Source organism: Psychrobacillus sp. L3, from assembly GCF_042945595.1.
GTDB lineage: Bacteria > Bacillota > Bacilli > Bacillales_A > Planococcaceae > Psychrobacillus.
Map to the genome: position 1 here is coordinate 2,275,442 of NZ_CP168493.1, position 25,903 is coordinate 2,301,344.

31 protein-coding genes are annotated in these 25,903 nt (G+C 33.9%); 8 read left to right on the top strand and 23 right to left on the bottom strand.

All coding sequences use genetic code 11. The features are described from left to right. Positions 1-8: 8 nt before the first annotated feature. From ACEPXD_RS11220 to comGA, 7 genes are read right to left on the bottom strand one after another with little or no spacing between them, the layout of a single operon-like run. Positions 9-203: a hypothetical protein gene (locus ACEPXD_RS11220; RefSeq protein ID WP_391116048.1), complete on the bottom strand. Its 195-nt coding sequence runs from the start codon at positions 201-203 to the stop codon at positions 9-11. Beyond that, entirely contained in the window at positions 181-618 is a 438-nt protein-coding gene (gene comGF / locus ACEPXD_RS11225) for a competence type IV pilus minor pilin ComGF (RefSeq protein ID WP_391116049.1), read from the bottom strand. The genes ACEPXD_RS11220 and comGF overlap by 23 nt, the downstream gene beginning before the upstream one ends. Beyond that, a complete protein-coding gene (locus ACEPXD_RS11230; protein ID WP_391116050.1) occupies positions 615-923 on the bottom strand; it encodes a hypothetical protein in 309 nt (102 codons plus the stop codon). The genes comGF and ACEPXD_RS11230 overlap by 4 nt, the downstream gene beginning before the upstream one ends. Further along, positions 916-1,347 carry a competence type IV pilus minor pilin ComGD gene (comGD, locus tag ACEPXD_RS11235; protein ID WP_391116051.1) on the bottom strand — a complete coding sequence of 144 codons (432 nt, stop codon included), beginning with the start codon at positions 1,345-1,347 and terminating at the stop codon, positions 916-918. The genes ACEPXD_RS11230 and comGD overlap by 8 nt, the downstream gene beginning before the upstream one ends. Further along, positions 1,340-1,684, bottom strand: coding sequence for a competence type IV pilus major pilin ComGC (comGC, locus tag ACEPXD_RS11240; protein WP_391116052.1), 345 nt, complete (start codon positions 1,682-1,684; stop codon positions 1,340-1,342). The genes comGD and comGC overlap by 8 nt, the downstream gene beginning before the upstream one ends. A gap of 16 nt (positions 1,685-1,700) precedes the next feature. Further along, a complete protein-coding gene (comGB, locus tag ACEPXD_RS11245) occupies positions 1,701-2,765 on the bottom strand; it encodes a competence type IV pilus assembly protein ComGB (protein WP_391116053.1) in 1,065 nt (354 codons plus the stop codon). Further along, the gene (gene comGA, locus ACEPXD_RS11250) at positions 2,743-3,762 is read right to left on the bottom strand and encodes a competence type IV pilus ATPase ComGA (RefSeq protein ID WP_391116054.1); all 1,020 of its coding nucleotides are present in this window, start codon (positions 3,760-3,762) and stop codon (positions 2,743-2,745) included. The genes comGB and comGA overlap by 23 nt, the downstream gene beginning before the upstream one ends. Positions 3,763-4,202: 440 nt before the next feature. Between comGA and ACEPXD_RS11255 the strand changes: the two genes are divergently transcribed. Further along, on the top strand, positions 4,203-4,445 hold the full coding sequence (locus ACEPXD_RS11255; RefSeq protein ID WP_391116055.1) for a DUF2626 domain-containing protein: 243 nt from the start codon (positions 4,203-4,205) through the stop codon (positions 4,443-4,445). A gap of 860 nt (positions 4,446-5,305) precedes the next feature. On the opposite strand, the gene ACEPXD_RS11260 is transcribed toward ACEPXD_RS11255, so the two are convergent. Next, complete coding sequence (locus ACEPXD_RS11260; protein ID WP_391116056.1) at positions 5,306-5,791, bottom strand: peptide ABC transporter substrate-binding protein; 486 nt, start codon at positions 5,789-5,791, stop codon at positions 5,306-5,308. Positions 5,792-6,261: 470 nt separating this feature from the next. Continuing rightward, positions 6,262-6,900, bottom strand: a complete 639-nt coding sequence (locus tag ACEPXD_RS11265) for an MBL fold metallo-hydrolase (protein ID WP_391116057.1) — start codon at positions 6,898-6,900, stop codon at positions 6,262-6,264. Positions 6,901-7,053: 153 nt separating this feature from the next. Here ACEPXD_RS11265 and ACEPXD_RS11270 point away from each other — a divergent pair, with 153 nt between their 5' ends. After that, a complete protein-coding gene (locus ACEPXD_RS11270) occupies positions 7,054-7,233 on the top strand; it encodes a DUF2759 domain-containing protein (RefSeq protein WP_151700345.1) in 180 nt (59 codons plus the stop codon). A gap of 46 nt (positions 7,234-7,279) precedes the next feature. Here ACEPXD_RS11270 and ACEPXD_RS11275 read toward each other — a convergent pair whose 3' ends face one another. The 5 genes from ACEPXD_RS11275 to rpmG all read right to left on the bottom strand — a co-directional run bounded on the left by ACEPXD_RS11275 (position 7,280) and on the right by rpmG (position 11,602). Beyond that, positions 7,280-8,389, bottom strand: coding sequence for a hypothetical protein (locus ACEPXD_RS11275; RefSeq protein WP_391116058.1), 1,110 nt, complete (start codon positions 8,387-8,389; stop codon positions 7,280-7,282). Positions 8,390-8,483: 94 nt separating this feature from the next. Continuing rightward, on the bottom strand, positions 8,484-10,388 hold the full coding sequence (locus tag ACEPXD_RS11280; RefSeq protein WP_391116059.1) for an LTA synthase family protein: 1,905 nt from the start codon (positions 10,386-10,388) through the stop codon (positions 8,484-8,486). 221 nt (positions 10,389-10,609) lie between these two features. After that, positions 10,610-10,804 carry a YqgQ family protein gene (locus tag ACEPXD_RS11285; protein WP_391116060.1) on the bottom strand — a complete coding sequence of 65 codons (195 nt, stop codon included), beginning with the start codon at positions 10,802-10,804 and terminating at the stop codon, positions 10,610-10,612. Positions 10,805-10,808: 4 nt separating this feature from the next. Next, positions 10,809-11,390, bottom strand: a complete 582-nt coding sequence (locus ACEPXD_RS11290) for a 5-formyltetrahydrofolate cyclo-ligase (RefSeq protein WP_391116061.1) — start codon at positions 11,388-11,390, stop codon at positions 10,809-10,811. 62 nt (positions 11,391-11,452) lie between these two features. Then, positions 11,453-11,602 carry a 50S ribosomal protein L33 gene (gene rpmG, locus ACEPXD_RS11295; protein WP_093265860.1) on the bottom strand — a complete coding sequence of 50 codons (150 nt, stop codon included), beginning with the start codon at positions 11,600-11,602 and terminating at the stop codon, positions 11,453-11,455. A gap of 176 nt (positions 11,603-11,778) precedes the next feature. Here rpmG and ACEPXD_RS11300 point away from each other — a divergent pair, with 176 nt between their 5' ends. Further along, entirely contained in the window at positions 11,779-12,129 is a 351-nt protein-coding gene (locus ACEPXD_RS11300; RefSeq protein WP_391116062.1) for a hypothetical protein, read from the top strand. Further along, positions 12,130-12,612 (top strand): hypothetical protein, encoded by a 483-nt coding sequence (locus tag ACEPXD_RS11305; protein ID WP_391116063.1) that lies wholly within the window; start codon positions 12,130-12,132, stop codon positions 12,610-12,612. Positions 12,613-12,655: 43 nt separating this feature from the next. Here ACEPXD_RS11305 and phoU read toward each other — a convergent pair whose 3' ends face one another. The 9 genes from phoU to ACEPXD_RS11350 all read right to left on the bottom strand — a co-directional run bounded on the left by phoU (position 12,656) and on the right by ACEPXD_RS11350 (position 22,814). Further along, a complete protein-coding gene (gene phoU, locus ACEPXD_RS11310) occupies positions 12,656-13,315 on the bottom strand; it encodes a phosphate signaling complex protein PhoU (protein ID WP_391116064.1) in 660 nt (219 codons plus the stop codon). An 18-nt stretch (positions 13,316-13,333) separates the two neighbouring features. Beyond that, positions 13,334-14,134: a phosphate ABC transporter ATP-binding protein PstB gene (gene pstB, locus ACEPXD_RS11315; protein WP_391116065.1), complete on the bottom strand. Its 801-nt coding sequence runs from the start codon at positions 14,132-14,134 to the stop codon at positions 13,334-13,336. A 27-nt stretch (positions 14,135-14,161) separates the two neighbouring features. Then, complete coding sequence (pstA, locus tag ACEPXD_RS11320; RefSeq protein ID WP_391116066.1) at positions 14,162-15,040, bottom strand: phosphate ABC transporter permease PstA; 879 nt, start codon at positions 15,038-15,040, stop codon at positions 14,162-14,164. A gap of 1 nt (position 15,041) precedes the next feature. Then, the gene (pstC, locus tag ACEPXD_RS11325; RefSeq protein ID WP_391116067.1) at positions 15,042-15,989 is read right to left on the bottom strand and encodes a phosphate ABC transporter permease subunit PstC; all 948 of its coding nucleotides are present in this window, start codon (positions 15,987-15,989) and stop codon (positions 15,042-15,044) included. A gap of 78 nt (positions 15,990-16,067) precedes the next feature. After that, positions 16,068-17,039, bottom strand: coding sequence for a PstS family phosphate ABC transporter substrate-binding protein (locus tag ACEPXD_RS11330; RefSeq protein ID WP_391116068.1), 972 nt, complete (start codon positions 17,037-17,039; stop codon positions 16,068-16,070). 497 nt (positions 17,040-17,536) lie between these two features. Continuing rightward, positions 17,537-19,774 carry a peptidoglycan D,D-transpeptidase FtsI family protein gene (locus tag ACEPXD_RS11335; RefSeq protein WP_391116069.1) on the bottom strand — a complete coding sequence of 746 codons (2,238 nt, stop codon included), beginning with the start codon at positions 19,772-19,774 and terminating at the stop codon, positions 17,537-17,539. 201 nt (positions 19,775-19,975) lie between these two features. Further along, positions 19,976-20,584: a superoxide dismutase gene (locus tag ACEPXD_RS11340; protein ID WP_391116070.1), complete on the bottom strand. Its 609-nt coding sequence runs from the start codon at positions 20,582-20,584 to the stop codon at positions 19,976-19,978. 119 nt (positions 20,585-20,703) lie between these two features. Next, positions 20,704-21,183, bottom strand: a complete 480-nt coding sequence (locus ACEPXD_RS11345; protein ID WP_391123190.1) for a DUF456 domain-containing protein — start codon at positions 21,181-21,183, stop codon at positions 20,704-20,706. Beyond that, positions 21,183-22,814, bottom strand: a complete 1,632-nt coding sequence (locus ACEPXD_RS11350) for a Na/Pi cotransporter family protein (protein ID WP_391116071.1) — start codon at positions 22,812-22,814, stop codon at positions 21,183-21,185. Before ACEPXD_RS11350 ends, ACEPXD_RS11345 begins: the two co-directional genes overlap by 1 nt. A 174-nt stretch (positions 22,815-22,988) precedes the next feature. On the opposite strand from ACEPXD_RS11350, the gene ACEPXD_RS11355 reads away from it, so the two are divergent. From ACEPXD_RS11355 to ACEPXD_RS11370, 4 genes are all read left to right on the top strand, one after another. Further along, the gene (locus tag ACEPXD_RS11355) at positions 22,989-23,489 is read left to right on the top strand and encodes a DUF1189 family protein (RefSeq protein ID WP_391116072.1); all 501 of its coding nucleotides are present in this window, start codon (positions 22,989-22,991) and stop codon (positions 23,487-23,489) included. A 46-nt stretch (positions 23,490-23,535) separates the two neighbouring features. Further along, positions 23,536-23,862 carry a hypothetical protein gene (locus ACEPXD_RS11360; RefSeq protein WP_391116073.1) on the top strand — a complete coding sequence of 109 codons (327 nt, stop codon included), beginning with the start codon at positions 23,536-23,538 and terminating at the stop codon, positions 23,860-23,862. An 84-nt stretch (positions 23,863-23,946) separates the two neighbouring features. Next, a complete protein-coding gene (ispG, locus tag ACEPXD_RS11365) occupies positions 23,947-25,068 on the top strand; it encodes a flavodoxin-dependent (E)-4-hydroxy-3-methylbut-2-enyl-diphosphate synthase (RefSeq protein WP_391116074.1) in 1,122 nt (373 codons plus the stop codon). Positions 25,069-25,080: 12 nt separating this feature from the next. Next, a complete protein-coding gene (locus ACEPXD_RS11370) occupies positions 25,081-25,659 on the top strand; it encodes a hypothetical protein (RefSeq protein ID WP_391116075.1) in 579 nt (192 codons plus the stop codon). The last annotated feature ends 244 nt before the right edge of the window (positions 25,660-25,903 follow it).

The following is a 25,903-nucleotide window of genomic DNA, read 5'->3' on the forward strand; positions in this document are numbered from 1 at the left end:
TACCAGGATTATTTTTCGCGTTCGTTAAAATTTTCTATTCTTTTGATAGTAGCATTAATATTGTTCAATTCCAACGAATCATACGTTCGATATTTTGATTGGTATGCAGCAGTTATCGTAAATAATGAAAAACAAACGATTAATAGCAATAAAATAGCGGCAGGAAGTAATACCCCTTTCTCATTTTGAATGAAATGTAACATAAAATGTGTGCTCCTTTTTTATTCCATTCATAAACTCTACAGCAAACTTCAATGAATTTCCTTCCAGGTTGACTGAAATAGATTTTACATGGAGCAACATCTGTTCATGACCTAGTCTATTTTTTTGTTTTCTAATTAAATTTTCATATATCTCTATATCAAACTCTTCTTCATTTTTTCGAAAACGTATACCCATATCTTCTCTTTGCACCATTATTATTTCTACATGATTTAAATAGGTTTCTACGTCCTGTATAAAAAGAGCCCATTCTATCTCAGTTGGATTTGTCACATTATCTTCTACCTTATGTAGCAATCCAACCGTTATTGCAAATACTTGAGAAAACAGCATTAATACCGAAAGTTGAATAATTCCTTCTATTAACGTGTATCCAGCTTCTTTGTTTCCTTTCAAAAGGAAATTGATAAGCAATTATATTTCTCCTCTCGCATCCCTTCATAGTTCACACAAATTTTTTCCTCATCGATTTCAAATGTGTATAGTAAGTTATCAATATGCATTTTCCCACTTAAAATATTTTCTACAATATGCATTTTTATGCCCTCATGAATGACAATAGAAGAATGATATTTTCGTCTTTTCTCTTCAAGCTGTGTTGTCATATTACTCAATAATGGAAGCAAAGTTGTTGCAATTAGAAAAATAACACTTAAAGAAACAATTGTTTCAGGCAATGAAAACCCTCTGCTATTATTCATAATTCATCCTGCCTCTTCCAATATATAGCGTAACTTTTTTTAGGCCTTTCTTTGTATCAAATAATAATGTTCCAAATTCTTTCACTGATCCATTTGGATGAAAGGTAATATCTTTTAAGGAACTATCTCTAGATAACCGAACTCCAATTGGCATCCCGTATTCAAATAATTCTACATTTGCGGATTTGGCAATATATTTTGAACCATTTTCCTTAAAACTGATATAAGTATACTTTTGCTCCCCAATCGCTATACTTTGAAGTCTTTGAACATCCAATTGAAATTGCTTAAAAAAACGTTTTTCCTCCATCTCCTCAAGCTTAGAAGTGGCAACAAAAATAATGGAAGAAGTCATAACCATTACTATAGACAAAACGAGTAGCATTTCGATTAACGTAAATCCTCTTTCATTTAATTTAACCACCACTTGCTTCAGAACCCGATGCTACTTCACCTTCAATAGACACGCTTCCAGTATCAGGATTAATAATAACTACCGTCCCATTTGGACATGTTTTATCCCCTTTCAAATAACCTTCTGTAGATAAATCATCTAAAGTTGGTATCTTTTTCTTTTCTATTTTATACGCTTCAATTTGACCCTCGAGCATACGCGCAAAAGCTTTACAACCTTTATCATCAATCGACGCGGAGTGTTTTGTTACATTTGGAATAGTAATTAATATTAAAACGGAAATAATTAACAACACAATCATCATTTCCACAAGTGTGAATCCTTTACTATTTTTTATTAATTTCATCTTATTTTCTCTCCTTTTAAACAATATTTATCATTTCGTAGATTGGTAGAAGAATGGCTAAGTAAGCACCTATTATAAAAATAGCCAGTATCAAAAAAAGTGTAGGTTGTAAAACACTTAAATACTTGGATATTTTCGTTTCAATTCTTTCTGTTAAAAATTCACTGTACAATGTCAACTCTCTCCCAAGGTAACCACTATTTTCTCCATGTATGACAAACTGATGGAAATCCGTTGGAAAGTAGTTTAGTAATAGAACGGCTTCAGAGAATGATTCACCGTGTACGATTTTTTCTCTCATTTGTTGCGCTATAAATTGAAGCGTAATATGTTCTTCTTGAAATACGAGTGCATCAAATGCTCGCTGTATGGAAAGGCCACTTTCTATCAGACCTCCCAGTTCTCTTGAAAAGACTCTGGTAAAGAATAATTGATACCAACTATTTAAGACTGGTAATTTTCCCCAAAAAGTAAGTTGTACCTTTATATTCTTTTTACGTACTCCAAAAATTACTACTAATATAATTACAACGGCAGTTGCAATACCAATTAAAAAATAATTAGGTAAATGTAGTAATACATTTGTCCAGATAATAGAACTTTCTGAGTCTAAATTGGTTCTTGTCCCAAGTAGGGACTCCATATTGGGCAGAAAATAAATTCTAAAAACTGTAAATAACAAAAAAATAACAACAAACAGAAACAAAGGGTACACTAGTAAGCTATTTAATCTTTTTCTCGCACTTTCGAAAACAGCCGATTGGACTCCCAAAATCGACACAGTTTCTTGAAGTTGTCCATGTATCGTAGCAAGATTAATAGGAAGTAGTAATCGATTAGGAAATCCTAGCAACTTAAAAACTTCCGTAACACTTGACCCGTTTTTATGCACATCCGTCATTTTTTGAATGACAAAATCCGACTTTTTAACATAAAAGGGCAACAACATAGAAACCGCTTCATGAAATGTATAACCTTCTTTTAATAATTCGCTCAATCTTTTTAAAAAGGAGGATTGACCATTTAACGGAATGGTTTCTTCTTTCTTAGCAAAATAATTATGAATTTTTTGGAATAACACCTTCTCTTACCCCTCTCTCTAATTGATAAGAAAGTGTTAAAGAATATGGAATTTGAAAATCATTCCCAGACATTAGAGAGGTCAATGCTTCCAATAAAAATTCATCCGAAATAATTTCAAAAATAGCTGATAACTCCTTCTCCTTGGAAAGGGATACCGTTACCAACCTTTGTGCGACTATCCCAATAATCGTTTGCTTTAGCTCTTCAGAAGAAATTCCAAGATCCATTAATCGATACAGTGAACCCACTGCATCTTTTGCATGAATAGTAGAAACTACAAGATGTCCCGTGAGAGCTGCTTGTATGGCCGCTTTTGCTGTAGCTTCGTCTCGGATTTCTCCAATCATAATAACGTCAGGTGAGTGTCGTAATATAGCTTTCAACCCTGAAGCATATGTTACACCGGTACGTTCATTCACTTGGATTTGCAATAAATGAGATTGGCTATTTTCAACCGGATCTTCCAAAGAAATGACATGTCTGCTCAAATTTTCCGAACAATATTTTGTAAGAGAATACATCGTAGTTGACTTTCCTGACCCTGTAGGACCAACAAAAAGAATCAACCCTTGCCGATTATTTGCAAGTTCCACAATTTTGTCGGAAGCATCATGAAATAACGATAAAGAATGTAAGAGCTTGGCATTGTCATGTTGTTGAAGTCGTATAACTAATGATTCTTTGCCAAAAACGGAGGGCAAAGTAGAAACACGAAATGAAAATTTTTGAGAGTTGAAAATCTGTTTAAAGGAACCGCTTTGTGGCTTTCTTTTTTCGCTGATATCAAGAGAGGATAAAAACTTGAAGTATGAAATAATTCGTTCGCCCATGTTCAGGGGAAGCTTCCCTGCCTCAAACATTTGAGAATTTTTCTTGAAGTAATAAAAATAGTTCTCTTCATTTGGAATCATGTGCAAATCAGAAGCACCAAATCTATGTGCTTTTTTAAGTAATTGAAAACATTTTTGCTCTACAATATTTTCTATTTGTTGCATGCATTTTTCCTTTCTCCAGTTACAAGTTGCGACCGCTACAACTTGTACAACATTAGTATAATCGAAATCTGAAAAGAAAGAAAGGTAATTTGTTGAATTTTCAATTAATTTATATCGGAAATATATTTTCCAATGTATCTATCTACTGTTTCTAAATGATTATGACCAATCTAAATATTAGAAGGTGCATTGTAAAAATTGCATATATCAAATAGAAGTTCTATAATGGTTGTAAATTCATTTGTTGAAAATAGCTATTAATATTTTATGGATGCAATGGACTTCGTAAATGCTAATCAACAAGCTGATAAAATACACATTTTTGTGACAATGTGTGGTGTAATGTAGATAGAAAGATAATATTCGGTTTACATGTATGAACTATTTCATTTATAATGAATAGGAGATTATTTGTGTCGTTGCAAAAGGAGGGACTACAAATGGGCAATATGTATAAAGTGATGGCATTCTGGACAGGGATTTTTGCAGTTATGTTTTATTTAGGTGATATGAAAGAAGCTTCTTTACTATTTTTAGCTAATACAGGAATTTTCCTACTTTTAGGCTTCTTAAACCTTTCTGAACGTATGTATATGTACATCTTCGGAGCTTACTTAATGTTCTTCTTCGCCGGTTTTACATACTATACAACGTTTATTCACGTACCAGGCGCTGGGCATTGATTATACATCCCAAAAAAGCAGCTCATTTTATTGAGCTGTTTTTTTCTTTTTCAAAAGATGAAACTGATTACAAGAAATCCAGTATTCATAGTATTTTGTTGCACTTGCTGTTTTTACATCCTTTATTAAAAACATCTCATAAATAGTTAACATCTTAGATTGAATTCACCATTCTAGTTGTTGACTTCTGTTTTATACTTTTAACTTACAAAATTTACATGCATCATTAGAGATCTTATCTTAATCGTAGAACTAGAAAAACTAGATAGTACCAATAAAAAGCAAGATCCCATTAAGTGCATCAGGTCTTTACTATTTTCCGAGTACTTTGGACAAAACATCAGCTACATTATTATAGTTAGAAATTTTGTGGATTGTGAAGTGCCTGCTTCACGATCCATTTTTTCGGTAATCTTGTAGTGGTTGTTTGACCGTCACCCCTTGGAATATGTAAAAACATGATGTAATTGATTTGGTTAATGAAAGATTAGATACTTTCCAAATCTTTTAAAAGCGGACGAAGATGCAATTTCGTCCGCTCAACTCTTCTTTATTAATGGATACTATCTATTTTTCTCTAAGTAACACCTACTCTATTCACGCACCCACTGATTCATGTATACTTTGGACGATAAAAGGGCTTGTCGCTCGTCGCTCACCCCTCGGAAAGCGAATGCTAGAGCGCTTAATCCGATTAGTTAAAACCATTGCTAATTCATCGGTCAAATTTAAGGGAAAAAGAGATGGAAAAGGTAAGATTTATTCAACAAAAAACACTGAAAATAATTCAGCATTTTAGTTGAATAATTAATATTTTCTTCTTCCTTCTTCAAGTAAAGCAACCGTTAGCAAGATAACAATTAACTCACCCAAGTTATATTGGTTTCTTTGGATTTCCAATTATTATCTTTATAATGAACTGTGACTTCTACTCCAACCGCCCCTAAACCTGACCGATACTTGGATCCCTCAAAAAAGATATTATTATTAGATTTAATATCAACTTTCTCTATTCTAAGAAGTACGCCATCTAATGACATTGTATCTGGATTATATAATCCCATTTCTTTCAGTTGTTCAAAAGTAGCATCCATAACTTTCACCTTATATTTCCCGTTGAAATAGTTTAAAATTTCATTTTTATCAGTTTCATTTACTTCATCGAAATTACTCATATCAATAGCTATAAATTCCATATCACCGTTTAACGCATCATCCTGTTCCATTATAGAGTCTAATGCTACACTATAAATTTTTCCAAAATGTTCCTTTGGCTCTATGCCAGGATTGCAAGCAGATAACAATAACAAAACGATAAACAGAATGATAATTTGTTTAAACTTCAAATTTCATTCCCCCTTCACTGATAAAGACTATGTAATATTTATTTAGTTGAATAACAGTTCACTAATACTATTTAGAACTTTAAACCTACACCTTTCAATTATCATACCACATTAATAATTAGTTTCCTTTTATTGCTAAAACACTACGATAAACATATAAAAAAGCACTGCTAAATGCAATGCTTTTTGAACTTTAATTTAGTGTTATTTGTTCCATATTTACGGCGTTATTTAAAGTTTTGTACCACTCAACTGAACGGTTTATATTGTAACTTCATCTGCTTTTAAAATTATCTCTCGCTATCCATACCAAAGGCAACATTTCTCCACACATTTCAAGAGGATGACGGACAAACATCCACATTTTTCAGTAAGAGTGCAGCCAAAGTTTAGTCCAAAGCACATAAAGAGCGATTGCACTTTTTTTAATATAATTCCAATCTTGTGAGAGTGAAAGGTTTTATTATTTTTTAAAAACCATTTAAAAATGGATTCGTTTCCATCTCTTCTTCAGGTGTAGTTGAAGCACCATGTCCAGGATATAAAATAGTTGTCGCTGGCAAAGTTAACAACTTGGAATGAATGGATTTCATTAATTCTGCATTGTTTCCACCTGGCAAATCTGTTCTTCCTACACTATTTTGAAAAAGCGTATCCCCTACGATAGCAAAATTATCCTTCTTGAAATAGTACGTTATACTACCTGGCGAATGACCTGGTGTATGTAGTAATTCAAAAGAAAAGTCTCCTAATTCTAATTGCGTTTCATTTGTTAAAACATTATCCGCTTCTCTACAAATAATAGAGGGAATTTCAGCATATTTCCCTGAACCATTTTTCCCGGGATCTATTAACCATTTTTTTTCAGCAGTATGAATATAAACAGGGATTTTAAATACCTCTCTGACTTCATCAATTGCTCCAATATGATCAAAGTGAGCATGCGTTAGCAAAATTGCGATTGGCTTCAAATTTAAACGCTGGAGTTCACGTATTAATTTTTCACCATCACCACCCGGATCAAAAATTAAACATTGCTTGGACATGTTAGATACAACATAACAATTTGTTTGTATAAAACCTAATGGATAAGTTCTTACATTTAACATAATAATCACCTCTCTATCATTTTAAACGATTTACTAATCTTTGTTCAATTAATCGCCACTTATTTCACTCGACAAAAATGACGAATACAATTACAATAGAAGAGGAATATGCAAAGCGGCATTCATTTTCTGATGTCGAAAGGAGTGTCTTTCATGAACTTATTAATGGTAATTTTTGGACTCGTTGCAATTTTAGCTGCAATCGGTACTTTTCAAGCTTTTAAAGAAAAGAATGCACTAGGAGTCTTATTTAACTTTGGTTCGTTTGCTGTTTTTGGCTTCTTTACAGTCATGACTATCGTGAACCAAGGTTTTCCACCTAGCTTACACTAAAATGTAATAGAAAGAGCTGTTGTACAAACTGTGCAACAGCTCTTTTCTATTCATCTATGTGAATCCAAACATTTTCTTTTAAGGGATTTAACTGAATCCAGTACTCCTTCTCATATCCACCTAAGCAAGTTTCTCCGTTTGGTGAGCATGCAATAGGTTGAGCTAGAACTTCGCCCAATTCCCTCTCCCCATCCAATGAAATGGACGAAAGAATACCTCTATCACTAGATTCATCAACATTACCACTCTCCAATCCTTTAATTAAGAAGAATTGATTTGGATTGACGCTAGAAATGGTTGGTACTAGCCATTCTGAGTAATTACTGATTGCCGGTGATGTCCATTCAAAAGAACTTTGCTTTTCATTGTCCATGAAACGATATTCATATAACTTTTTTTCTTCGTTTATCTGAATATACAGCATGCTTTTTCCAAAATTCTGAACATCAATTAAATGCATAATACCTGTTTCCTTCAATGATTTTTCAGAAATAGAATAAAGTATCAACTCATTCCCATCTAAACTGCTATCAGATCCTCTTAACAACATTAAGTGATCCTCATCGTACCACTTCACAAAAGGGTTCTCTACCTCTATAGATTGAAGGTTTTGAGTAGAACTATTGTAAACAAACGTATTATAGGTCCAATCCTCATAAAATGTTGTAAAAACAATTAAATTTGGATTCGTTGGATGCCAATCCATATATAGTTCATCTGATTCAAAAGATAAGCTTTGCACTAAGTATCCATTCTTATGTATAATCTGAACTTCCGCTGATGAAGAATTATTTGATGTATGTAATAAGATGAGCTCTTTATTTGGATGAATAAAACCTTCAATTATCGGTACAGTTGAAGTGTAAATTATTTTCCATAAATGATTCGAAACGGAATAGGATTGAACGGTCCATTTTCCTTTGTCGAAGATAATAAAAAGTATTTCATCGTTTGATAACCATCCAATAACACTCTGAAAAGAGGAGGATGTTAATGAAATCGCCGAAAATTCTTTGGAAGCTTTTTTAGGTGTACTTGTTAAAGCGGATGCATTATCTACTATGGCTGTCTTTTCATTTTCCTTTTTTGTCATTTTACTTTCCGAACAACCTTGCAGTAGCATGACAAAAATAATTAGTATTCCAATTTTCTTCAATAGACTCCCCCCTTCATATTATAGTAGTAGACGTGTAAAAAAGAAATTTGTTTCATAGGAAAAGCACAGACATATTATTGTCTGTGCTTTATTATTATTTATTTTCTTTTTCAGCTTGTTCAATCAGGAGATTTCCTGTTTTCAAATCATAGAAACGTAGTAAGTCCCCGTTAATTATCTGATCAGAATATCCAAGTTCTTGGTTAGTTCGATCAATATACGGTTGGCAATTTTCAATACCAATTTCCGAACCATTGGAATTGTCGTAACAAGCATTACCTGCATACACCAATTTATCAGTTACAAAACCACCGTTACGGAAAATGGCAAAGTCCTCATGATCCTTAGAAAATAGGTCTGCACCTAACTGCATGTCTTTCGTTGTATCTACGCCTAGTAAATGTAATATAGTAGGTCTAATATCAATTTGCCCTGCAACTTCTGTTTCTACTTTCCCTACTCCACTATGTGGAATATGAATAAAGAATGGAACGCGTTGAAGTTTAGCTGATTCATATGGTGTAATTTCTTTCCCCAAATATTGAGCCATAGCTGCATTATGGTTTTCAGAAATTCCGTAATGATCTCCATACATAACAATAATCGAATTATCATACAAACCTTTAGCTTTTAAATCATCAAAGAATGATTTTAAAGATTCATCCATATATCGTACAGTCTGAAAGTATTTGTTTAAGGTCTTAGAATTAGAATCATAAGGTGGAATATATTGATCCTCTTCATCTAAGTCAAATGGATAATGATTCGTTAAACTAAGCATACGAGAATAAAATGGTTGAGGCATATCTGCCATAAGATCAACCGATTGTTTGAAGAAAGGAGTATCTTTCAATCCCCATCCAACAGAGTTATCATCTGTAACATCATAACTATTCACATCATAAAATTTCTGAACAGAGAGTGCTTGGTACATCATATCTCTGTTCCAAAAGCTTTTATTATTTGGATGCATTACATTCGTGAAATACCCTTTATCATTCAAACTTTCTGCCATTGAGTGGAACTTGTTCCCACTATGAGTAAAGAAAACTGCCCCACCACCTAAAGGAAATAGTGAATTTTCAACTAAAAACTCCGCATCAGACGTTTTTCCTAAACCTGTTTCATGGTAAAAGTTAGAAAAGTAAAAAGTATCTTTGTCTTTCGTTAAAGAATTCAAAAACGGTGTAATTTCGTGTCCGTTCATATCGTTATTAATAACAAAGTTTTGTAAAGATTCCATAGAAATAATGATTAAGTTTCGCCCATCAGCAAGACCAAACATTTTGGCATTAGGTTCCGCCTGATTTGATCGAACATAGTTATTTACTTCCACAAGTTCACTACCATCTGCAAGCGCTCTTTGTGCATGCGATTTCGATTGAATATATAGATCGTATAAATGATAGTTGTATGGTCCTAAATTTTTCACTAACATTTCTCTATCAAAACTTCTCGTAAGAAGTTGTGGTCTTTCGATTTCAGACAAACCTAAATTTAAAAACAATACTGCTGCAGCTAGGACAAAATATGCTCTTCTAACAGCTGGTTTAACAAGTGAAATTTTCTGACCAATTTTTAGCCATTTTAAAGCAATGATAAGAATTGCAACATCTGTAAAATAGAAAATATCTGTAAAATTAATACTAGATTTAGCAGAGTTTCCTAAATCGCTAAAGTTATTTGTCTGAAACAATACCGGAATTGTAATAAAATCCGTAAAAAATCGATAAAAAACTACATTTACATATAACACTATTGATAGAATGATGCTTGTTATAACAATATATCTATTTCTAGCTTTTGCACTCTTGAAAAATAGTGATATCCCGTAAATAAACAAAAGAAAACTAAGCGGATTTATAAATAATATAAATTGTTGCATCATATTCTCGATTTTCAAGTCAAAGCTTGTATGATAAACTACATAGGTTTTAATCCAAGTAGCCACAATAGCAATTACAAGAATTGAATGTGTCGGCCAGTTTTTCTTCATCATGCCTACATCCTCCCCTTTTTACACACTTTATAATATGAGTAAAAGTAACAGAGTATATCTTAATCCTTTATTTACAATAAATCAACAAAAATGAAATGGATACGCGATATAATTTTTCAAGCCTGTTATTTTCATACCCATTATTAGACGGCTGTAAACCTAGTAAGTTTCATTTTATAGATAAATAGAAAAGCAACAGATACGAATGAATCCGTTGCTCATTATCTTTTATATTTATTTTGCTCATGTTTTAATACCAAAATCGCTATCTGAAAGTCATTTACTTCAATCATTTGCATCTTATACAGTTCTTTTATTTCGTCTTCCATCATTTCTAAGTCTGCTAATCGATCTTTCGTATATATGTATATTCCAAATCGTTTTAAAAGTTGCATTACATCATATACTGTTTTCATCTAATTACACCTCTTGACGATTTAATTGACATGGAATGATTTGTGAATTCGTGATTATTTTATTTACAGGAAGGTCAAAGTTGTCACGCTCCACAACTTCACACACTTGAAAATCAAATGCTAGAGAAATTGTTTGTCCGTTGTATTCTGATAAAAAGCGATCGTAGTACCCTCCTCCATAACCAATTCGATAACCAAATGAATCATATACAATACCAGGCACAACAAGCAAATCAATACTATTAGGATATATATATGTTGTTAAAAGTGGATTGGGCTCTAATAACTGCATATAAACCGTCTCAAGTTGATTAAAATTTTCCAACTTATAAAAGGTCATTGTTCGTTCTTTAGGGCTGCATTTTGGAACTACGACTGTTTTCCCCATCTCCCATAGCCTCTTTATAATTCGTTCCGTATCCACTTCTGGAAAAGCAGATATTGTTACGCCGATAATGGATGCTTGGTCGACATCTTTTTCAATAAGAAAGCGATTTTCAATTTGTTCTGAGTATGTATGATATAACATGCTATCTAGAGTTGCTAATTGATTTTTCATTTCTTCTCTTGCTTCTTTTTTTGCCATACCTTCCCCTCCATAATTCCATAGAAAAAAACCAAAACCGAAATTGGTTTTGGTTTAAGTTATTATTTAGTTTCTCTATGAAGAGTCGATTTCTTTTCACGTGAGCAATATTTTTTAAGTTCAAGACGTTCTGGATTGTTACGCTTGTTTTTCTTAGAAATATAGTTGCGCTCTCCGCAATCTGTACAAGCTAATGTAATATTAACGCGCATGGTTGTCCCTCCCACTCTTTTACAAGATGAAATATAAAATCTGAGCATGATTTATACGACTAATCCATTATAGCATATAAACAAATTAAATCTACAGTTTAAAGAAAGAATTTATTCAAAGTTTTTTGGAATATGTTACTATAATAAGAGGAAGTTATTAATTAGAGGTGAATATTATGGACTACTCAATCATCATTATGGTTATCGGTATTATATTAATCATTGTTTCATTTTTCGTAAAAGATTCTGTTAAGAAAATGGAGACAGAAATGGAAGACCTCTCTTTTACATTATATCAAGAAACAAGTGCTCTAAAAAGGAGACTAAAAATGGTAGAAGAAGAATTATTAATGGAACCAACTAACATAGCTCTACCCGCAAAACAAAAAACAAAATCTGTCATTCATGAAATTATAAAAAGCCAAGTACTGGAATTACACAAACAAGGTTATTCTTTACCAGAAATAAGCAAAAGATCCTCCTTAACTGTTGAAGAAGTGAAATCCGTCATAGGCGGTGGAAAATAAATGAAAAGAGGCTCCATCCGTTCGTTGGGCATTGGATTATTTCTTGCTGGTGCCGTATTTCAAATCCAACTTCTATCCACATCAGGTGAAATTAAATCTTCGCATGCGATAAATGTAGAAGCATATGAAAAGTCCCAAGCCGAATTGAAAATTGTTAAGCAACAGCTTGCTCAGCTCCAACTAAACTTAGAGAACGTAAAAAAAGAAAACATTACAGAAGTTAACGCAAAAATTAAGGAAAAAGAAGACAAAGAATCCACCCCTAAAAAAAGCACTTCTAATTCTATTTTAATAGTGCAACCAGGCATGAATTCAAGAGATATTAGTTCCGCATTAGAAAACACTGGTATCATTCAAAATAAACAAGATTTTGAAGACTATCTAGATGCACAGAATTTGACTGGGCGTATTCAAATCGGGGAATATGAATTGGATTCTTCTTTGACGATGAAACAAATTGCTGAGAAAATAACGAATAAATAAGAAAGAAGCCACTTCAAATGAATTTTTGAAGTGGCCTTTATTCTTAATTATTTAATTCATAATGTTTTCCTTTTAATAAAAACAATACTCGCTCTGCCATATTTGTCGCATGATCTGCCGATCTTTCCAAATAACGACATACGAAAGAGAGTTGTGTAATTTGACTAAGTTGTGCTGGTTGCTCTACTCCAACAGATAGAAGTGTTTTAATCGCATGACCATACATCGCATCTATTTCATCATCTAATTTCGCAATTTTCTTTGCTTCCTCGATATCTTCATTCATAAAAGCGTCTAAAATTTGCTTCAACATTGCAATTGTTTTAACACGCATTTCATCTAATAAGTGAATCGGAGCAATATGCTCGTCTTTCCCTATTCTAATTGTTTCTTTTGCAATATTTACAGCATAATCACCAATTCGTTCCATATCCGATGCTGCTTTTATCAGTACCATTAATCTTCGTAAATCAGTAGCTACAGGTTGTTGTTTGGCAATTAGTAAAATAACCCGGTCATTAATTTCTTCTTCCATGTGATTAATATGAATATCGTTATTAATAACTGTAAGGGCACCTTCTATATCGCTTGCTAATAAATAATCCATGGATTCATTCAGTGTATTAATGGCCATATTACTTAATTCAAGCATCAAATTCTGCACTTGATGCAATTCCGCGTTGAATTTCTCTCTACCTACCATCTTTTTTAACTCCCTTCGTTATCCGAAACGTCCTGAAATATAGTCTTCTGTTCGTTTATCTCTTGGTGTAGAAAAAATAACATCCGTTTGATCAAACTCCACCACTTCTCCGTTTAAGAAAAAGGCTGTTTTATCTGAAATACGAGCAGCTTGTTGCATATTATGTGTAACAATTATAATGGAGTAATCCGTTTTCAGTTCTTGAATTAGTTCTTCTACTTTTAACGTAGAAATTGGATCAAGTGCTGATGTCGGTTCATCCATTAAAATTACATCAGGTTCTATCGCTAGACAGCGAGCGATACATATACGTTGCTGTTGACCACCTGAAAGGCTGTATGCATTCGTTGATAAACGATCTTTTACTTCATCCCAAATAGCTGCTCCTTGCAAACTTTTCTCAACAATTTCATCAAGTATTTTCTTGTTTTTAATACCATGAATTCTTGGACCATATGCAATATTGTCGTAGATCGACTTTGGAAATGGGTTTGGCTTTTGGAAAACCATCCCAACCTTCGTACGTAATTCTTCTACACCATAATCTGCATCAAAAATATTACGCTCACGGTATAAAATTTCACCGGATGTTTTAACAGTCGGAACTAATTCCACCATTCGATTTAACGTTTTAATATAAGTAGATTTACCACATCCAGAAGGACCAATAATTGCAGTCACTTCATTTTCTTTGATTTGTAGATCGATATCTTTAAGTGCATGATGATTCCCGTACCATAAATTTAATTGCTTCGTATTATAAACAATATTTGATGACTCTGTAGTAGTTAATGATGCCTTTTCGATAACCTGTACCATTATTTTTCCTCCTATTTACCCATTGGTTTAATATCTCTTTTGAAACTTATTTCGAATAATAATGGCTATGGAGTTCATGATTAATAAAAACATCATTAATACTAAAATTCCAGCAGCAGCAACATGTTGAAATTCCGCTTGAGGCCTTTTAGACCAATCATAAATTTGCATTGGTAGTGCTGTGAATTGGCTCAGCAAATTCTCTGGTAAAAACTGAATAATGACAGGTATACCGATTACTACTAAAGGAGCCGTTTCCCCAACTGCACGTGACAAAGCCAAAATTGCACCAGTTAAAATTCCGGGAATAGCAGAAGGCAAAACAACTCTTGTGATCGTTTGCCATTTTGTTGCTCCCATTCCGTATGAAGCTTCCCGAACATCTTTAGGTACTGAACGAATTGCTTCTTGCGCTCCGACTATTATTACAGGTAGTATCAATAAACTCATTGTAAATCCTGCAGCTAAAATACTATTTCCAAGGGATAAAGTACGGACAAAAATAGTTAAACCAAGTAATCCAAATACTACGGAAGGTACACCAGAAAGGTTTGAAATATTCATCCGAATAAAGTCATTAAGTTTGTTTTTCTTTGCATATTCCTCTAAATAAATTGCAGTACCTACACCTAATATTAGGGAGACAGGTGCCACAACACACATTAACCAAATGGAACCAACTAAAGCCGCCTTTATTCCAGCCTTAGCAGGAAAACGAGAACCAAAATTCTTGAAAAATTCTGGTGTTAAATAGCCAATTCCTTGAGTAGTAATTCTATAAAATAGAATGGCAAGTATGACTAATGCAAATAAAGTTGCAAAGAAAAATAGTGTTTTAAATACACGATTTGTAATAAGTCGTCTATTCATTCTTTTTACTACTGATTCTTGATTTACATATTTCATCTTAATATTCCTCCCGATACTTTTTCGAAATAACGTGAGCAATAAAGTTCATCAATAGTGTAAATATGAACAAAGTAAATCCTACGGAATATATAGAGTAATAAATAGTTGTTCCATATCCTGCATCTCCAGATGACACCTGAACTATATATGCGGTCATTGTTTGAATAGAATCCGTCACATTAAAATCAAATTTTGGAGTAGAACCTCCAGCTAATGAAACAATCATCGTTTCTCCAATTGCCCGTGAAATAGCAAGTACAACGGAAGCAATAATTCCCGATAGAGCAGCAGGTAATACTACTTTTATAGCAACTTCTAATTTGGTTGACCCCATTGCTAGTGCACCTTCACGTATGGATCTAGGAACGGATGACATGGCGTCTTCAGATAACGAAGCAATCATTGGTAAAATCATTATCCCTACAACAATACCTGGGCTTAATGCATTGAATATTTTTAATCCAGGGATAATTTGTTGTAATAACGGCGTTACAAAAGTTAAAGCAAAAAAACCATATACAATCGTTGGAATACCCGCTAAAACTTCTAAAATCGGTTTAATAATTCTTCTTGTATTATCACTTGCATATTCACTTAAAAATACAGCAGAAGCAATACCAAATGGAACAGCAACGATAACAGCAATTAATGTCACTTTTAAAGTACCTGCTATTAAAGGAAGAATTCCAAATAGTTGTTCTGTATTTGCAAATGGAAACCATTCTGTTCCAAAAAGAAAATCTGTAATCCGCACTCTTGAGAAGAAAATACCAGTTTCAATGATTAGTGTAAAAACGATGCCAAAAGTCGTCAAAACCGAAACGGAAGCAATAAGTAAAAGGATGATAGGAATAATCTTTTCAATTACTTTTTTTTGTTTCTTACTGCTCGATTTTGCAATTAACTCTTGAACTGATGAATGACCAGTTAACCTTTTTTGAGTCATATTGACTCCCCCTTTTACCAAACGAAAGAAAAGAGTAGCATACCTGCTACCCGTCTCTTTACTTTTCAGATTGACCTTTTATTTTAAAGCTTCTAAATCAGCTAAACCATTTTTATAATCAGCATCTGGAAGTTTTACATATCCAACTGCTTCTGACATTTCAGCAGCATTTTCAAGCGTATACTTCATGAAATCAAAAGCTGCTGCATTGTCTTTTAAAGCGCTATTTTTTGCATAAACAAATAATGGACGAGATAGTGGTGCATATTCCCCGGATTCAATTGTTGCGCTTGAAGGTTCAACTCCACCAACTTTTACAACTTTTAGTGTGTCTTTGTTAGCTAAATAGTAAGCATATCCAAAGAAACCAATGGCATTTTTATCACCTTGTACACCTTGTACTAATACATTATCGTCTTCTGAAAGAGTAGCTGCCTTTACCAAATCAGCTTTTTTTAGCACTACTTCATCGAAGTAATCATACGTTCCTGAATCTGTTCCTGGTGAATAAAATACGATTTCTTCATTTGGCCATTTCGGATTAATATCAGACCATTTTTTCTTAGTTCCGTCTTCAGTCCACATTTTTTGTAGATCTTCCATTGTTAAAGAGTCTATCCAGTCATTATCTTTATTCACTACTAGTGAAATACCATCATAAGCAATTTTAAATTCCGTGAAATCGATACCTGCAGCTGCAAGTTTTTCTTTTTCTTCGTCTTTAACTGGGCGTGAAGCGTTTGAGAAATCTGTTGATCCAGCGATGAATTTTTCGAATCCTCCACCTGTACCAGAAACTCCAACTGTAACTTGAACTTTATTTTGTACTCCTGCATATTCTTCAACAATTGCTTCCATGATAGGTGCTACTGTACTTGAACCATCTCCAGCTACTTTACCTTCAATTGCAACTTCTTTTGTTCCTTCAGTAGAAGTTCCTTCTGTTGCGGTACCTTCAGTTTTTGATGTGCTTGAATCATTTCCACAAGCTCCAAGTGTTAATGCTGATCCTACCATTGATGCCATTAATAAGTACTTCCAATTCTTCATCAGGTATATCCCCCTAAAGTTTTGTTTCTATTTGCCTTACAAGGTTTACTATAAAGGGTATATGTTGAGTCGATGTGAATGAATTGTAAAGCTTTTGTAAATTGAATAGTGTGAAATATGAAATGCATGAGCGACCTTTAAATGCATCTTGTGCTTCAATATTTCTTTAGCTCTCTGGACTAAACATCAGCTACACTATTATTTTGGGAAAACAAAAGGTTCGATAGTATTACTAAGTCCAAATGCACAACTAGAAAGTTAAAAACTGTCATTGAGCAACTAAATGCAAGGTGAAAGCAACAAATTTAACACTGACAGCAACCATTACTCCATTTAAAGAGTTAACTTTATGTAAGATGTCGCAAATCAGCTTCAGATAATCCCGTCCAACTAAAAACACCATGGATACTGAAGTTCTAACAGCCAATTTCATATACTTTTAAACTAAAAAAAACTTACCATCCTAGTAAACTTTTAGGATGGTAAGTTTTTAGTTATTATTTAGTCTGCGTCTCTTCTTCATCTATTTTATCGTTAGTAAAAGCAGGTTTAATAGCAGGAGTCGTAGTCGAATCGATTTCTTTTAAAGCTTCATTTTTTTGTTGAATTTCAAAATACTTATCTACTAGCTCACGTGCAATGGGTGTGGCAAAACTAGACTTGTAGTTAGATTCAAGGGAAGCCCAAGGAATAACTAGCGCATATGCTATCTCTGGGTTATCAAATGGCGCAAAACCAATATGCGTTAAATTAACAGTACTAAAACTTTTATCTTGCGCCGCATCATAAAAAGAAGATTGTGCAGTTCCCGTTTTCCCGGCTCCATTAAATTTAGAGTTTCCAAACGCTGAATGTGCGGAACCTTTACTTCCATAATACACTAATTGCATGGCCGAACGAATATGTGCAATTTCAGCCTTTGTATTGTCAATTGTATTTAATACATTAGGAGTAAATTCTTTGACTACTCCTCCTAGTTGTTCTCCGTCAGTGGATGGTTCTCTTATTTCCTTCACCACATGGGGCTGAATTCGACTGCCACCATTTGCAAGAGTGGCAGCATACTGTGCAAGTTGTAAAGGGGTATACGTATCATATTGACCAATCGCAAGGTCAAGTAATTTCCCCATCTTAGTTCCACCTTCTACACCCGACACTTCACCTGGTAAATCAATCCCTGTTCGAACACCTAAGCCTAATTGTGCATAGCCATTTCTCATTTTCTGAAAAGCATCTATTCCAAAATTAATCCCTTGGTTTGGTTGATAAACTCTACCAGCAATGCTATATGCAGTTTTAAACATAAATACGTTGGAAGAACGTTCAATTGCTTCTGAATCACTGAGTAGAATTCTTCCTGATCTATTAAATACTGAGCTCTTTGTTTCGGAACCTTTAATACGTATAGGCTCATCAATGAATTTTTCTCCAATTTCAATTGCTTTTTCTCGGTACCCAGTTAGCAAAGTTCCAGGTTTTACAGTTGATCCTACTTCATAAGAAGTTGTAAATGAGCCGAAAGCATAATCCCGAACTTTTGGCTTTCCTGTTACAGGATCATTTACGACTTGCTTCCCGACTAAAGAAAGAACTTCACCAGTATAAGGATTTATCATAATAAAAAATGCTCTATCTAAATATTTCGTTCCAGGAATTTGTTTCAATCTCAAAAGTTCTTTTTCAAGTATTTCTTCCTGTGCCATCTGAACTTCACTATTCATGGTTAAGACTAAATCTTCCCCTGGCTTACCTTCGTCAACTGTTTTAGTATCTATTACTCTTCCTTTTCCATCTGTAATATTTTTTACTACACTTTTTTTGCCTTGAAGCACTTCTTCGTATTGTTGTTCAATATAACTTTTTCCGACTCGATCATTTCTAGAATAGCCTCTTGATAAGAAATAATCGAGTCGCTCTTTTGGTATACCTTCTTTTGGCAATGAAGCCGTTCCTAATATTGCTAAAGGGGAAGTATATACTCTTCTCCAATCAGTAGTTGTATTTACTCCCTTTAATTCGCTTAATCTCTCAGATACTTGAGCAAATTCTTCTACCGTAACTTCTTCCGAAATTTCCCCTGGTTTCAAGCTCTTATTAGCGACTTCTCCACCTTTAATAATTTGTGGGGACAGTGCGTAGCCAGCAACCATTTCACGATAAATTGCAATGACTTGCATCTCTTTTGGCGTAAATGATTGTAATTCCTCTTCTGGTATTCTACTTCTTGTTAAACGATTAGCTTCAATATTCTTTTCTTTTGTTGATAGGTTTTCATCTGTTTCAATTTTTTTACGTTCCTCATCAGATACTAACTCTAATGCTTTTTCTTTGTTTTTCCAAAGCCAAAAGTCTTGTAAATCACTTTTAGTAATTGCTTTTGGATTCTTTTGAATGAGCTTACTTAACTTTTTAGCTATCTCGTACATTTCATCTGATTTCGTCGTTTGCATTTTTGTATAAGTAATGGCACGCTGTGGCTCATTATCTACAAGAATTCGTCCTTCACTATCAAAAATACGCCCTCTTGGTACACTTGTATTAACTGCAATTTCTTCTGTACGTTCGAGCGTTCTTTTATAGTCTTCCCCTTTTACAATTTGTAAATAACCCAATCTTAAGATTAATAATGTAAACAAAAGGAAAATAGAAAAGAAAAGTATATTCATGCGAAAGGTAATATTAGCTCTTTGTTTAGCTTTTACACTTTGTGCACGTTTATTGGGAGTTTTTCGCATGGGGATCACCTACTTCTATCAAATTCGCCTTGGCTTAATTGGGGCAAGATCTTCTATTCTGCTTGCCAAAATGCTTTCCTTTAACCAGAGGCATTAACTTTAATCCAATTAAGTTAATAAATTTCGCTATATGTTAGTGTAACATAAAAAGCACACACTTTTTGACGAAAAAGTGTGTGCAAAGTTTCTTTTTTTATGAAATTATTTTGCAGTTGCGTATCTTTTTGATACTTCATCCCAATTAACTACATTCCAGAAAGAAGAAATATAATCAGGGCGACGGTTTTGGTAGTTTAGATAGTAAGCATGTTCCCAAACGTCTAAACCTAATAAAGGCGTTTTACCTTCCATGATTGGTGAGTCTTGGTTAGCTGTAGATGAAAGGTCTAGCTCTCCATTAACAACTGATAACCATGCCCAACCAGAACCAAAACGAGTTGTAGCTGCTTTAGCGAATTCTTCTTTGAAAGCATCAAAACTACCAAACTTCGCATCAATTGCTTCCGCTAATTCACCAGTTGGATTTCCGCCACCGTTTGGTGAAAGAATTTGCCAAAATAATGAATGGTTTGCGTGGCCTCCGCCATTGTTGCGTACAACTGTTTTAATATCTTCTGGAACTGCATCTAAGTTAGCGATTAATTCTTCTACAGATTTGTTTTCTAAGTCTGCTTTTCCAGAAACCGCGTTGTTTAAATTAGTAACATAGGTATTATGATGTTTCGTGTGATGAATATTCATCGTTTCTTTGTCGATATGTGGTTCAAGTGCGTCATATGCATAAGGTAATTCTGGTAATTCATATGCCATTATTGTTTCCTCCTAAAGAATATTTTAGAAAATTCTTTCCATGTATTAGCGTATCAAATTAACGGAAAACGTTCAATTAAAATCGACTAAAATTATATATCTCATACTTTTGACTGAAATTATACGAAGATAATAAAGATTACTAACATTACCGTCAATATAATTATTTTAACTACGGAAGAAGTGAGGAATCCAACTAAAGAACCGATTCCCGATTTTATCGCTTGTTTTAACCCTTTTCTTGTAAATATTAGTTCAGCTAATACTGCACCAAGAAAAGGTCCAAGTAAAATACCAACCACCGGAATAACAAAGGGTCCGACAATTAACCCAATTGTACTTCCCCACATTCCAGCTTTTGTGCCACCAAATTTTTTAACACCGAATGCATTCGAGGCCATATCTGCACTAATTAGTAGCAGAACAAATAAAAGTTGAATTGCCCAAAATAACCAATTCAAATCTGCAAAAGAGAAAAATAAGCCATAAATAATATAACCTAATACCATAAATACTACGGAAGGGATTATTGGATAGAAAGTTCCGATAAAAGCAACAATAAAACTAGCTACGATAAGTATCCAACCAATTATTTCTATCATATTCGCTTACCTAAGATGGCATCTGCAATATTTACTGCATGATCGCCAACCCTTTCTAAATTGCTCAACATATCGACAAAAATTACTCCAGCATGGCCAGAACATTGCCCCTCATTCAATCGGATAAAATGATTCTTTCTAAATTGCCGCTCCATCCGATCAATTGCCTCTTCTTGTTCTGTAACCTCTCTTGCAAGTCGGTCACTGTTTAAATCTAAAGCTTCTATAGCTTTTTTTACAGTATTTATGGTTAACATAAACATCTCTGAAATATCCTCCAATGCGTCATCTGTAAGTTGAAAGCGATGCTCGTCGTGATAATCAATTAACTCGATAATATTTTCAAAATGATCGCCTATTCTTTCCATATCTCGAACTGTAGACATTAACATAAAATGTCTACTTGAATCTTGTCTCGATAAAGGCTGGGAAGATATCTTTACTAGGTAGTTTATAATTTTCGTTTCCAAATGATTAATCGCATCTTCCATTTGATAAGCTTCTTGGGCTTCCTGTTTATTTCTAAACTTTAAATAGTGAAAAGTTTTTTCTAAACCTTGCACACAAAAATTACCCATACGTAGTATTTCTTCTTTCGCTTGTCCAATTGCAATGGATGGGGATTCTTCTATGAAATCATCTTCTAAATGCTTTGTTTTGTATTTTGTCGAGAAGTCTTCCCCAGGTGACAACTTCGTCAATAAAAATACCCAAGCACCGATTAAAGGAAACTGAAGAATAACATTCACCACATTAAATGTCCCGTGCGCTAAAGCTATTTGCATTTTGTTTTCCAAGGAAAATACCCCTGATATCCATTCCATAAACAAAGTAAATGGGGTTAAAAAAATTAGAAACACAATGGTACCAACTATATTAAATAACACATGGGAAGCTGCTGCTCTTTTAGCGCTAGCTGTTGCTCCCAATGAAGCTAAAATGGCAGTAATCGTTGTCCCAATATTATCACCAAATAAAATCGGTAAAGCACCCTTTAATGAAATTAAGTGTTCAGCATAGAATCCTTGTAAAATTGCAACAGAAGCACTAGAACTTTGGATGAACACGGTCATTATCGCTCCTGCAACTACTCCTAGTATAGGATGATTGCTTACATTTAGAGTCATCTCTGTAAATGAAGGTAGATTTTGTAAAGGACTCATGCCTTTCATCATTAATTCGAGTCCTAAAAACAAACCACCTAAGCCGAATAAAACTTCTCCTACATTATGTACCATTTTCCTTTTGAAGAAAAAGATTAAAAACGCCCCAATCGCCATAATTGGAAGCGCATAATCTCCAATTTCAAAACCTATAACAAAAGCTTTTATAGTTGTACCTATATTTGCTCCCATAATGACTCCTATGGATTGTCGCAAAGTCATAAATCCAGCGCTAACTAGACCTATCACAATTACGATCGTCCCAGCACTAGATTGTATTAATACAGTAAATAGTATACCTGCTATAACTCCCGTAAGGGGATTCGTTGTATAACGGTCCAGTAAATCTCTTAATCTATCTCCAGTGGTTTTTTGTAAGCCATCGCCCATGTATTTAATGGCGAATAAAAAAATACCTAGTCCACCAAAAAATTCGAAAAGCATTTCTTGCCAATTGAGGTCCAAGTAATCGTCAACTCCTATTTTACACATTGTCTATCTATCTTCTATTATGGTTAAATTATAAAGGAATTGTAAAGTGAATCTAGCAATTCTTTATATTTTCTTAACATATGCGTTCTAATTACTTTGTTTTCTATGATAAACAGGTGATAAAATGTAGAAGAAAGGGTGAATTTGATGAATTTATTTCAGCTATTTAAAGCAAGTTTACATAACCCAAAAAAAATTGCGGCATTTCGACTTGTTCCAATTGGTAAGGTTATGCAATTTATATTTACTTATGTATTGATCATTACCATCATTTCTTTTGTCCAATTCATAAATGGATTATCCGTTCAAGAAACAAATATGGAAGAGTTATTTGAATACCTTAAAGACATTAAGTGGTTAATTTATCCTTTTTCTTTTGTTTTATTATTTGTGCTAAATACTTTATTTATTTTTATTCGAATTAGTATTTTTGCTTATATTGGCGTGATTATCCTTTCCATTTTAAAACGAAAAGGTGAGTACCGGCATATGTGGAGAACTGCACTTTTTGCAAGCACATTACCAATGCTTATTTCAATCGGTTTTTCGATTTTTCATAGGTCCAGCGGATATTTTGAACTTGCCATTTATATGATCACTTTGGTGTATTTATTTTTAGCAAGCAAACACTATCCGATAAAGCGTTAACATATTCCCTCCTCTCCTGCATATAGTGGGACAAGGGGGTTTTTATATGAAAATATTCGTAGCAACTATTATGATTCTCGTTACACTCTATATTATTAAAGTAGATATGTTCGAAGGTACGATTCCTCTTGCTTTTTATCCATCAGAAGAATGTGTAGAAACAATGGATTATATTTCTATAAAAGTACATTCAGGTGATACATTGTATGCTCTTTTTTCTATGTATCCCACTAATAAATCGATTACTCATCAAGAAAGACTAATAGACTTTTATCAATTGAACCCACATTTAATAAATCAAACGGCAAAAGACGGGGAATTAATATTTTTACCTGTCTACTCTTCGAATGAAGCTTGCAAAAATGAAAGATAGAGGTTTCTTCCTTGTAATTTCATTCCTCTGACTGATAAAATGGAGGATAGTGATGGCATAAAGCCTCAAGAAGGAGAGAATTTCATGAGTGAAATAATTCATCGTTCCAAAACTCGCCCAGTTCGAGTTGGAGACTTAACAATAGGTGGAAGCAATGAGCTATTTATCCAAAGTATGGCGACAACTAAAACACATGATGTAGAGGCAACAGTCGCAGAGATTTTGCGACTAGAAGAAGCGGGTTGTCAAATCGTTCGTGTTGCATGTCCAGATGAGCGTGCTGCTTATGCGATTGGTGAAATTAAAAAAAGAATTCATATCCCCTTAGTAGTGGATATTCATTTTGATTACAAGCTTGCACTTATTGCAATTGAACAAGGTGCAGATAAAATTCGTATAAATCCAGGTAATATTGGACGTAAAGAAAAAGTAGAAGCAGTTGTAAATGCAGCGAAAGCGAAAGGTATTCCAATCCGAATTGGTGTAAATGCTGGTTCACTTGAAAAGAAAATTTTAGAAAAATACGGCTATCCTACCGCAGATGGTATGGTAGAAAGCGCGTTACACCATATTAAAATTCTAGAAGATTTAGATTTTCACGATATTATTGTGTCAATGAAAGCATCAGATGTTAGTCTAGCAATTGAAGCCTATACAAAAGCTTCCCAAGCATTCGATTACCCTCTTCACTTAGGAATTACGGAATCTGGTACACTATTCGCTGGTTCGATTAAAAGTGCAGCAGGACTTGGTACATTGCTAAGTATGGGTATTGGTAACACAATGCGTGTATCTCTAAGTGCTGATCCTGTCGAGGAAGTGAAAGTTGCGCGTGAACTATTAAAAGTATTTGGACTTTCTTCGAATGCTGCAACACTTATCTCTTGTCCAACATGTGGCCGAATTGAAATAGATTTGATATCTATTGCAAATGAAGTAGAAGAATATATTTCACATATTAAAGCACCTATTAAAGTTGCTGTACTTGGCTGTGCAGTAAATGGACCAGGTGAAGCACGTGAAGCAGATATCGGCATCGCTGGCGCTCGTGGCGAAGGGCTTTTATTTATGAAGGGTAAAATCGTACGTAAAGTGCCAGAAGAAACAATGGTAGAAGAACTTAAAATTGAAATTGATAAAATTGCTGCAGAATATTTTGCAAAACAAGAACTGGAAAAATTAGAAAAAGAAAAACAACAAGCGTAAGGAGTTAAGTATATGGAGAATGTACGATTCGGAATAGATATAGATGGGACAGTAACATCTCCTACTTCTTTACTTCCACATATTAATAGTGCGTTTAATTGCAATTTGAAGCTAGACGATATTAAAGAGTATGATTTAACAAAAGCATTTCAGGTTGATGAAAAAGTTTTTTATGAATGGTTTAGAAAAACAGAGTCAACCATCTATGCTACTTCCCCTATTCAGCCAGATGCACACGCTGTGTTATCTGCGTGGAAAGAAAAGTATGAATTGTTTTTCATCTCAGCTCGCGGGGAAAATGTAATGGATGTTACGATTAATTGGTTTAAAGAACAAGAATTACTTTATGATCATATCGAGCTAATCGGTTCTCATAACAAAATTGAAACGGCTAGGAAATATGGTGTCCATGCTTTCTTTGAAGATAAGCATGATAACGCCGTCGAAATTCACGAAGAACTAGATATACCTGTTATATTGTTTAACACACCATATAATCAACAACCTGCTCCTAAAGGGGTTATCCGTGTAAATAACTGGATTGAAGCAAATACGTGGATTGAGAAAGAATTCGCATTGCAAAAAGCGTGAGGAAAATTCCTCGCGTTTAGTCTGTAAGCAAACTCAATAAAACGAGTTTGCCTACAGACTTTTTTTTATCCAATAGAAAGTAAGAAAAAAGCAATGCTGGAAAAATACACTCGCTTTCCGCTGACGTATAGTTATCTTTACGCAAGTGACATAGTAATATACTTACTTTTTTACTTATGCTCTTCAATACTTTAGAAGGAATTGATTCTATTACTAAAAATGCAGTTACTTTCACGATTAGGAG

Coding starts and splice junctions, on each gene's coding strand:
- ACEPXD_RS11220 (WP_391116048.1), bottom strand. CDS start 203: ATGTTACATTTCATTCAAAATGAGAAAGGGGTATTACTTCCTGCCGCT.
- ACEPXD_RS11230 (WP_391116050.1), bottom strand. CDS start 923: ATGAATAATAGCAGAGGGTTTTCATTGCCTGAAACAATTGTTTCTTTA.
- comGC (WP_391116052.1), bottom strand. CDS start 1,684: ATGAAATTAATAAAAAATAGTAAAGGATTCACACTTGTGGAAATGATG.
- comGA (WP_391116054.1), bottom strand. CDS start 3,762: ATGCAACAAATAGAAAATATTGTAGAGCAAAAATGTTTTCAATTACTT.
- ACEPXD_RS11255 (WP_391116055.1), top strand. CDS start 4,203: ATGGGCAATATGTATAAAGTGATGGCATTCTGGACAGGGATTTTTGCA.
- ACEPXD_RS11265 (WP_391116057.1), bottom strand. CDS start 6,900: ATGTTAAATGTAAGAACTTATCCATTAGGTTTTATACAAACAAATTGT.
- ACEPXD_RS11270 (WP_151700345.1), top strand. CDS start 7,054: ATGAACTTATTAATGGTAATTTTTGGACTCGTTGCAATTTTAGCTGCA.
- ACEPXD_RS11280 (WP_391116059.1), bottom strand. CDS start 10,388: ATGATGAAGAAAAACTGGCCGACACATTCAATTCTTGTAATTGCTATT.
- ACEPXD_RS11285 (WP_391116060.1), bottom strand. CDS start 10,804: ATGAAAACAGTATATGATGTAATGCAACTTTTAAAACGATTTGGAATA.
- ACEPXD_RS11290 (WP_391116061.1), bottom strand. CDS start 11,390: ATGGCAAAAAAAGAAGCAAGAGAAGAAATGAAAAATCAATTAGCAACT.
- rpmG (WP_093265860.1), bottom strand. CDS start 11,602: ATGCGCGTTAATATTACATTAGCTTGTACAGATTGCGGAGAGCGCAAC.
- ACEPXD_RS11300 (WP_391116062.1), top strand. CDS start 11,779: ATGGACTACTCAATCATCATTATGGTTATCGGTATTATATTAATCATT.
- ACEPXD_RS11305 (WP_391116063.1), top strand. CDS start 12,130: ATGAAAAGAGGCTCCATCCGTTCGTTGGGCATTGGATTATTTCTTGCT.
- phoU (WP_391116064.1), bottom strand. CDS start 13,315: ATGGTAGGTAGAGAGAAATTCAACGCGGAATTGCATCAAGTGCAGAAT.
- pstB (WP_391116065.1), bottom strand. CDS start 14,134: ATGGTACAGGTTATCGAAAAGGCATCATTAACTACTACAGAGTCATCA.
- pstA (WP_391116066.1), bottom strand. CDS start 15,040: ATGAAATATGTAAATCAAGAATCAGTAGTAAAAAGAATGAATAGACGA.
- pstC (WP_391116067.1), bottom strand. CDS start 15,989: ATGACTCAAAAAAGGTTAACTGGTCATTCATCAGTTCAAGAGTTAATT.
- ACEPXD_RS11330 (WP_391116068.1), bottom strand. CDS start 17,039: ATGAAGAATTGGAAGTACTTATTAATGGCATCAATGGTAGGATCAGCA.
- ACEPXD_RS11335 (WP_391116069.1), bottom strand. CDS start 19,774: ATGCGAAAAACTCCCAATAAACGTGCACAAAGTGTAAAAGCTAAACAA.
- ACEPXD_RS11340 (WP_391116070.1), bottom strand. CDS start 20,584: ATGGCATATGAATTACCAGAATTACCTTATGCATATGACGCACTTGAA.
- ACEPXD_RS11355 (WP_391116072.1), top strand. CDS start 22,989: ATGAATTTATTTCAGCTATTTAAAGCAAGTTTACATAACCCAAAAAAA.
- ACEPXD_RS11360 (WP_391116073.1), top strand. CDS start 23,536: ATGAAAATATTCGTAGCAACTATTATGATTCTCGTTACACTCTATATT.
- ispG (WP_391116074.1), top strand. CDS start 23,947: ATGAGTGAAATAATTCATCGTTCCAAAACTCGCCCAGTTCGAGTTGGA.
- ACEPXD_RS11370 (WP_391116075.1), top strand. CDS start 25,081: ATGGAGAATGTACGATTCGGAATAGATATAGATGGGACAGTAACATCT.